General features: G+C 53.1%; 1 protein-coding gene. It reads left to right on the top strand.

The genetic code is table 11. The annotated features are described in order from the left end of the window. Positions 1-1113 (top strand): hypothetical protein (locus CMN27_RS00140; protein ID WP_293623310.1); only part of this gene is annotated, 1113 nt, incomplete at its 5' end. Positions 1114-7398: the final 6285 nt, after the last annotated feature.

Consider the following 7398-nt stretch of genomic DNA (forward strand, 5'->3'; position numbering starts at 1 on the left):
TTAGCCATGGCTGATTCTCAAGTGGCGAATCACTATCGTAGTGAACTTGACGCCGCGCGTGACTCCAACAATGGGTTTCAAGTCTTCGACGCTCTTGGCGGGTGGACACGTGTGGCCACTTCAAACCAACGCAGAGTTCAAGACAAGCGACCTATGTTGGAAGGCATACGGCAAGCGGTCGACGAACTGTTGCCCACATCTCTCCGTGGCCTTCTCGTCATCAAGCCTCCAAAACAGCTCCCTGGCAAGGTCCTTCCTGAGATGCTTTCGGTCGACGACAAGCTGGGCAGAGCGGCAGCCAAGTCTGTCTGTCGCTTCAATGGGGGTAACGGTGGGCTCGTGAATCCCGACAACCTGACTAAACCACAACGGGCTGTGGTTGACTTCTGTCTTGCTCGGTTCGCACCGCCGAATCAACTCACTCGTTGGCCTGATACCTTGTTCCATATTCTCAAGAGGAAGTTCCCTGGAGACCTCACGCGTGAAAACATTCACCGGGACAAGGCCGTCGCTGCGTATGCTAATGAGATGTATTATGCACGACCCCCTACTGGTGTCGCTGGTCGTGGCTCTCATGTCCTCGTTCTCTCTCTCACCGGTTCCGCGAAGCCTGGGTCCGACAAGACCAAGGACCGCAAACTTAAGAAAGCTGAGAAAGCCAAGAAGGCTAAGGAGAAGGCTGAGGAGAAGGCTGACAAGGAAGCGGCCGACGACGCTGCTGCCGACGCCTCGTCAAACGGCACCGCTGATGGATCCAACCCCGCTGCTACGCCGCCAGACTCTGGTCCCGATGCTGATCGACGCTCCGTCCCTTTGACAGACGTGGAACGAGAGTTTGTCAGAGAGGCTAAGCTACGTCGCGACGAGATTCTTACTACTCGTGCAGCTCGCGACCAAGCCGCCACTGTCAAAGCCGTGGCTGATTCTGCTGGGGTCGCAGCAGCTACAAGTGTCGTCAATCAGCTCCAGGCTCATGCCACTGGTATGACGCCAGTGAAAGTCCAAGCGGCACCACCTCAGCCACAGGCAGAGGAGACCCCTTCTGCTATCATAAAGCGGGAGAACGCGGAGCTCGACCTCCTCAGAGGGCAGCTCCGCCGTTACGGTCATTGAGCCTCGGCCTCGTGCCGGGACTCCGCGGGTGATGAGAACACCCGCACCTGCTCTCGCTGCAGCCTGGCACAGGCTTCAGCGGGGGCCTCCGGCGTGCTGATGACGGCATCGACGGATCAAGCAATGACTTTGCCCTTGCTATCCGATGCGGTGGTGGATGAAACTTCTCCGTCGTCGTCTGACGCCACGCCTGGCGTCTACACGCCACTTTCTGGTCTGAATTCTTTCCTTCACGGCGAGGATTCGGATGGACCACCTTCCGGTGCTGCCCCTCCGCTTGCTTCAGAGGATCCGCAGCATCCAGATGTCTCTTTTGCTCATTCTTTGGTCAATTCTTTTCTTCGTACTTCCATGTCCGAATCGGAGAATGGGGGGGGAATACCGCACGACAAAAGCGACACACATCCTGACTCGATTCTTTGCTATCTTCGAGCCTTGAATGATCGCAAGATTACTTATCAGGAAACCAAGGAAGCTATGACTTCCGATCGATGTGACTCCAGCCTTCACGCTGCTGAGATGGCCAGCATCGAAAAACACTCGGTGATGTCGGTCGGGGCCGACGGGAATGCACAAGCAGCTCATGAGCGCCAGTACCTCTCCGAACTCCTCACCGCCGCCAACAGTCTCGACAAACAAATGGGCACTCACGAAACAACTGGTGCCGACTTTCGTTGTGACTATCACAAGCTGCCTGAACTTTCGATTCCTGCAGCACCTGTCTCAGCACAGGACCGTCCTACGGATAGCCCGACTGAGGTTGCTTTCAACTTAGTTATGTCACTCTTCAAGAAGACATGGGCAGCTATGGACTCAGGTGCAATGAAACACCTATTCGATGACAGCATCGCTCTCGAGAATGAGAGATCTCCAATGCCAGGAGAAACCATGATGTCCGCTTCTGGGCACGTCATCAGACCTTCAAAGGTCGGCGACTTNCAACTCCAAGCNAAAGACCCTGTAACGGGTGAAAGCCTGGGACATATCACTCTCAACGATGTGTCAGCTCTGAAGAATTCGCCACTGAACTTGATCAGCGTTTCGATGCTGGTTGAGCAGGGATCACGAGTGAACTTTGAAAAGGGGAACTCATATCTAGAGTGGAAAGGCAAAAGACTACCACTCGTCGAGCGGAACGGGGTTTATCTGGTGAACCTCACTGACTTCGTAGCGGCAGACACGGCTCTGGGACTTATGGACCAAGACCACGAATACGACTCCATCGAATACAACGGAGTCGCCTGTCCCGTGGTCTCTGACATGCAATTACTGCATGAACGTCTCGGGCACCAGAAGGGGATTGATGTCAAGTTCCTCATCGATCATGATGTCGTCCGCGGCATCAAACTTCGAAACACTGCCAAGGCATCATGCACCAAGCATGACCCATGCCATAAGGATAATTGCCTCACCTGCTCACGCTTTGTGCCTAAAGCCAAGCACGTGAATTCCACACGCGAAGCGTCTCCAACCGCAAAACAAATCGGGGACATCGTCTCAATCGACATATTCGGGGAAATGCCTGAGTCGATTCTCGGAGGCTACAAGTACGGCTTGTGCTGCATCGATCAGTACTCACGATTTTCTGTCGTCTTCTATTTGAAAACCAAGGAGACAGAGGAGATTTTGGAGTGTCTTGATAGCCTCATTCGAATATACGCTCGACACAATCACATAATCAAGTGTATTCAATCTGATAATGATCCGTCATTCGGTGGGTTCTACGATCAGACCAACTACGACACAAGCGGCAACGCTGACGCCGACGGGGCCACACCCGTCGTGGATCGGAACTCGGTGTTCGACAAATTCCTCCACAAACGAGGGATCCATCATCGACTCTCTCCAGTGTACGTACCCCAGTTAAACGGCGTGGTGGAAAGTGCAATCGGTTCGATAAAGAAACGAGCCAACTCAATGCTCTATGCCGCCCGTCTGCACGGGAGTCTCTGGCCCTTCGCGGTCCATCACTCCAATTGGTTACGAGTGAGACTCCCTGTGAAAGGGTTCCTTGACGAGATCACGCCCTGGGAACTATTCACGAATCAAAAACCAGACTTCACATACCTACGGTGCTTCGGGGCGGATTGCTACGAAGCCATCCCAGCAGACAGGAAGTCTTTCCGACGATAAGTTCTCCAAGACCAAGAATCTTTTGGGGACCGTCAAAACCCGCAGGTGGCTATACATCGGTNTCAGCGAGGACCGTATCGGAATGCGTGTCTTCGATCCCGAGACTCGAGAAGTCGCCACGCGGTGGCATTTAACGTTCAACGAGCAAGCTATGCGTCAACGGACTTCGCGATTGCGTGAGTTCGACGATCAGATGGAAGCTTATAAGAAGGGACGGTGGCAGACNCTCCACCCTCTCATCGCGGACGATTACGACATGTTCAATGCCACTCCGGAAGCACTGCATTCCGCTCTACGCTTTCGGAGTATATTCCAGGATCACACGCGCCGCAGTGTTCCAAAGAAACCCGTTGGATCGAACTTCGAGCCCGACTCAGCGGGGGCAGTAGACCAAGTCCACTGCCGACAAGAGGCCGCAGAACCAGCAGCAGGTTCAGCGGGGGGCGAGGAATGGCCCGAACCTCATCAAGCTCTTCCAGATGAAGGTCACGATGACCTCATCCCTGACATACTACACATGTCCAAGGCCAAGGANAGCAATCTCGAAGAGAAAGAGAACTNTGAAGATCCCAATTCCGTCTTGCAAGCGGACGAACTGTCACCACTCGATATAGACAGTGCGGCCGAGGTTTCGGGACCCCTCTCAGAACTTTCACTAAAACGAGATAAGGCAATGCGCGATATGCATCTTTTGTCATCAGGAAGGCCGATCCGATATCTGTCTAGTCACCCTGCTGGAAAAGAACTCAAGCACATTACCGCCGAGGACAAAGCCTTTGTCCGTAAGGCACACGACGAAAACTTCAAGGTGGAGTTCCATCCTAGTCCATGGACTGCTTTCAATCTGAAGAAGGCAGGCACCGATTCGCATGANAGATACGCTGCGTACTCAAAAGCCACCACCCTTCAGGAAGTTTTAGTCATCGCCCAGACCACCAAGCGAGGTCACGGAGGGCGAAAAGGAAGCGCCATTACAAGCAAGGCGTGGGCAGACATATGGTCAGACTACAAATTCGGTCTAATCACCTTTCCTGGAAACGAGCCCACGCACCCAGACCACTTCGTCGACAGTCAGGACTTGGCTGACCGTCATGGAGTACCANTCTGCTGTAATGTCCTATCGTTTGACGCACATGATCCCACAACNGTGATNAATAGCTACCGTCACGAACGATTCGTGGATTCCGTCATGGCCAACCCGTTNTCTTGTCTCATGCAGTCGCTATCCGATATGGCGGGGCCCGAAGACAAGGACACAGACGAGTTGTCTGTCATCATGTCGAGTGTGATGACGGATCATGCGACCAAGGAACCAGTCTTAGGCACTGATCGAAAGACGCTACCTCCCTATCCCGAAGGTTACAATCCACTTGAGGACGAAGCCTTTGTGAACGCCGAGGACCCCGACGGGTATCGAGGCGTGAAGAAACTACCGGAGCTCCATCAGAGACCATACCATGAGGCCATCGAAGCTGAGTGGGACGGTCTCATCGGCATTGGAACATTCCAGGTGGTCCCAGTCTCGCAAGCAGATGGCTCGCAGACATTCGGCTGCCGATGGGTCCTGAAGAAGAAAAAAGGATCGGACGGCAAGATCTCAAAGGTCAAGGCACGTCTTGTGTGCCAGGGATTTTCGCAAATCGANTCAATCCACTATGAGCCGGATCAATTATACGCAAGCGTTATGTCATACAACACCTTCAGAATGTTGTTGTCTATCTGCTGCGCGGAAGGTTTGCAACTACATCAACGGGATGTCTCACAAGCATTCGTGCAGGCATCATTGGACCGTCCCTTGTATATGCGACTTCCTGAACATTACAAGTGCCCCGGATACGTCCTTCGACTCATTCGGTCTCTCTACGGCACGAAGCAGGCAGCGTTCCTTTGGAGCCAGTGCCTGCGCACGCACTTGGAATCCCATGGTTTCAAGCGGTTGATATCCGACGGTTCAGTCTACGTTAAGGAGTGGACCACCGAACCGACACCTGCGGCTCATCCACGAGCTCAGGAACCTCAAGCGGAGTCAACCATCCGAGAGCCAGTCCCCGGAGTGGGAAGCCGGCCTCCTCAGTCGACTACGACACAACACAAGCTTATCGTCGCCACGTATGTGGACGACCTCACAGTACTGTCCACTGACGATCAAGCAACACGGCATTTTGATACCATAATGGAGTCAAGGTTCCCAATGCAACCCACAGAGGCAAGACAAGTCTCTGAGGCCATGAACAGTAAGGGGTGGATCCTCGGCAGTGAGATCCGCTACGACCAGGAACTCGGGATACTCGAGATCAATCAACGCCAGGCCATCGAGTCTCTAGCAGAGAAGTATGGATTAACGGAGTTGTCAAAGTATCCTAGCGAGCCGATGAAGATGTCGGACAAACTCGCACCAGTCGAAGCCCCTGAAATGCCCTATGAAGAATATCTCTCGATCGTGGGATCCCTACTACACATTTGCAATGTGACACGCAGCGATTGCATGTTTGCTGTCGGGTTTCTGGCCCGTCATGGCAGCCGTCCCTCACTCAATCATTTCGAGGCGGCGAAGAACGTGGTCGCATTCTTGTACAACACGAAGCATCGAGCCGTTCAGTACGTGCGTGACGCCTCCATGGCGAAAGGAAGGATTCCATATGCATCTCAAGACTTAGCAAATCGGCTCAGAATGTTTGTCGACGCCGATTTCGCCGGGACCGTTGCATCAGCACGATCAACATCCGGGAGAGTTGCTTTTATGAATCAAGGGGTGGTCTCTGCCAAATCTCAACTGCAAAAGTTAGTGGCTTTAAGCACGTCCGAAGCTGAGACGATCGCACTCTGCGAGTCAATCAAGGACGCACTGTCACTCAAGCTGCTGTGTGAAGAACTATGCCTTCGGCCTGAGAGCGAGCTAGTTCCGATCCATGAGGATAATGTCTCATGNAGAGAAATGGCGATGAATGACAAAGCATATGATAAGGCACGTCATTTCAAGACCCGGGTAGCATTCAACCANCATCATTGCCGTGGTGATGACAGAACAATTGACCTATTGATGACTCCGACCCATCTGATGGTCGCCGATGGTTACACGAAAGCTCTCGAGGGGCAATCGTTCATCAATTTCATGGAGTGGGTCACATCTGAATCGTTCTTCGATAAGTCATCACAATCAGTACATGCACAAGTCTCTGAGCGAGCGGGGGAACAGAAATCCCATAACGCTCAACCAGTTAGTCAGTCTACACCGGTNATAACNGGATCACTCNTNGACCNGCTCCNNGCNNGNACGGTCTTTGGGGGGATGGGGACGACNNACACTCNGNCGACTNTGCANGTACCGCTCGCATCTAACGCTTCCTCAACACCAGACGCCGAGCNTCGTAAGTCTTCAAGAGTATTGTTGCGCTCTATTGAACNNGAGTCCANACACCAGGGNTGGTGANNTGGNCNNNNANCTTGNTCTCTATACAACAAATNNGTGAGGAATCGNNNTNCACCANGGAGGCGTACCCCTCAGGTCTGCTCTGAATTGACGATACAAATAACAGGTTTATACAGGTTCAAAAGGGGTGAGAGCACGACATTGATTGTCTGCAAGTGCTCTCTCGGATCCGCCAAGTCCTTCACCCTCTGTATTCCCCCTGAAAAGTTGCCATTGCCCATCTCCATTCTGTTTGTGTCCCTACGGGGACAAGTGCCCCCCCGGGGTTCCCTTTTACGCTTCTGTTAGGAGAGGGCTCGGCCATGGTGGTGTTCTTTCCGGGAAGCGCGCGCCGGGTTTAAAGGGACACAGGACCGGAACCAATAATCACGTTACGCTCGTCTGCACTAAGATCCAGAGAAGTTGGACGCGGAATACGGTGGCAGCGAGTTCAGCGAGCTCATCGATATTCTGAGCAAAGATATCCAAGGGGACCGACGCTCACATCTCGGTCTTCGTCAGCGCCGGGCAAAGACTCTCCAGGGAAGTCTGACGCCCGACACCTTCGGCCTTCGGCCTGTCTCTCTGTGACTCTTGAAACGTCTCTCCATTTGACACTTCTCTTGACACGAGTCACAAACCATCCGCTTCATATCCAGCGCTAACTTCTTCCGGGAGCCGATAGCGCGCAGGTTCTGGCTAGGATATAGGCACATCAACTTTAACATCCCACTCTCACAGAG

The organism is Salinisphaera sp., assembly GCF_002729955.1.
Classification (GTDB): Bacteria; Pseudomonadota; Gammaproteobacteria; order Nevskiales; family Salinisphaeraceae; genus Salinisphaera.